At 63.8% G+C, this 1,087-nt stretch carries 1 protein-coding gene; it reads right to left on the reverse strand.

The window, feature by feature from the left end:
- Nucleotides 1–264 precede the first annotated feature (264 nt).
- Complete coding sequence (locus ACTS11_RS03010; RefSeq protein ID WP_442638863.1) at nucleotides 265–1,026, reverse strand: type II secretion system F family protein; 762 nt, start codon at nucleotides 1,024–1,026, stop codon at nucleotides 265–267.
- Nucleotides 1,027–1,087: the final 61 nt, after the last annotated feature.

Here is a 1,087-nt window from a genome sequence, read left to right on the forward strand (position 1 = left end):
AAGGCGAAACGTGAAATCCGAGCGAACAGGTTAATCGTGATTATCGTTAACTTTGATAATGATTGAACGTTAGACAGATTCAATTGTGTTTGCAAGCGGGCAGAAATGTGTCGCAAATCTGGAAAGTATTCCGCCGGAATTGGCTTATTGTGGAAACATCGTCGATCAATTCACGTCAGGTGGGGCGCCTTGGCCTGATTTCCGCCATGTTTCCGCCGCAGTTTCGCCTTGGCCGGGATCGCCGCCCGGGAAAGTCCGCGATCGTCAGCCCGAGAAATAGCGGATGTATCGAATCACGACCGGACCGACCGTGAGCATCACGAGGGCGGGCAGCATCAGCGAGGCCAGGACCGCCGACATCTTGACCGGCAGCTTGTTCGCCATTTCCTGCGCGCGCGTCTCGCGCATTTCGCGCATCTCCCTGGAATAGGTCTCCAGCGCGTCCGACATGCTGGTGCCGAACTGCATCGCCTGGTGGACGACGTTGGCGAAGGATCGGACGGTCTCGATCCCGGTCCGCTCGGCCATGTCGTGAAGGGCTGCGTCCCGCGCTCGGCCGGCCTGCACCTGCCGCTGCACGCTCAGGAACTCGAAGGCGATGTCGGGCGAGACGGCGGCGAGCTCGTTGCCCACCCGCGTCATCGCCGCGTCGAAGCCGAGCCCCGCCTCGACCGAGATCTGCAGCAGGTCGAGCGCGTTCGGAAAGCCGAGCGCGATGCGCTCCCGGCGCTCGTTCACGCGATCCTTCAGCCAGAGCATCGGGAAGTAGTAGCCCTGCGCCGTGAGCGCCGCGAGAATGATCATGATCTGCCCGGTCCCGAGCTGCCCGAGATGCGCGTCGAGGCCGAGAGGCAGGTCGATGTCGGGATTTCCCGCGAGGACGAGGAGGACCAGGAACACCGCCGGCAGGAGGAGGCCGAGCAGGATGCGCACGAGCGTGAAGTTGCGCAGCGCCTGGTCGCTCGAGTAGCCCGCCTGCCCGAGCCTGCGGCGCAGGTCGGACCGCTTCGCGCGGTCGGCCGGCACGAAGCCTCACCACCCTCCGCCGCGCCGGCATCCGCGTCGAATTCGTCACCCCCACAGAACA

Origin of the sequence: Roseicyclus sp., assembly GCF_052168335.1 — a bacterium.
Lineage (GTDB): Bacteria > Pseudomonadota > Alphaproteobacteria > Rhodobacterales > Rhodobacteraceae > Roseibacterium.